The following is a 599-nucleotide window of genomic DNA, read 5'->3' as shown; positions in this document are numbered from 1 at the left end:
CCGTACCTTCCGCAATCTGGACGACCTGAATGCCCAGTTCTGGCAATGGCTGGACCAGGTGGCCAATGTCCGCCGCCATGCCACCACCGGTCGGGTGGTCATCGAGCATTTCGCCGAGGAGAAACCCAGCCTCCGGCCATTGCCCGCCGGTCCCTGCAATGCCGTGCTGGCCCTGGAGCGGCGTGTTACCCGCGATGGCATGGTGTCGGTGGGCGGCAACCTCTATTCCGTCCCCGACTGTACCCGTCGGCGCGTCGTGGAGGTACAGGTGACCGCCACCCAGGTTCAGATCCTGGAGGATGGAACGCTGATCGCCAACCATCCCGTCCTGGAAGGGCGCGGGCGGCGCCGCCTGCTGGAGGGACATCGCACCCTGCCGCCACCGGCCAACAGCACGGTTACCCGGGAGGGGGCGGTACCGCTCCCCAAGCCGTCCGGCCGTACCGTGACGCCCCGCGACTGGCCGATCAGGGGGTGCGGCCATGACGCTGATCCCATCGACCCTGGAACGCATCCGCCGGCATCTGGTGGGCCTGCGCATGCCGCGCGCCCTGGAGGCCCTGGACGGCACCGTCCGCCAGCTCGAACGCGGCGAAATC

General features: G+C 68.9%; 1 pseudogene. It reads left to right on the top strand.

Annotated features, from left to right (window positions below):
• A pseudogene (locus ACM9LZ_RS25965) lies at positions 1 to 469 on the top strand (Mu transposase domain-containing protein); the annotation flags it as partial.
• Positions 470 to 599: the final 130 nt, after the last annotated feature.

This window comes from Niveispirillum fermenti, from assembly GCF_048066175.1.
Classification (GTDB): domain Bacteria; phylum Pseudomonadota; class Alphaproteobacteria; order Azospirillales; family Azospirillaceae; genus Niveispirillum; species Niveispirillum fermenti.
Note: the sequence above shows the minus strand (reverse complement) of the source record. Positions and strands in the feature narration are given on the sequence as shown.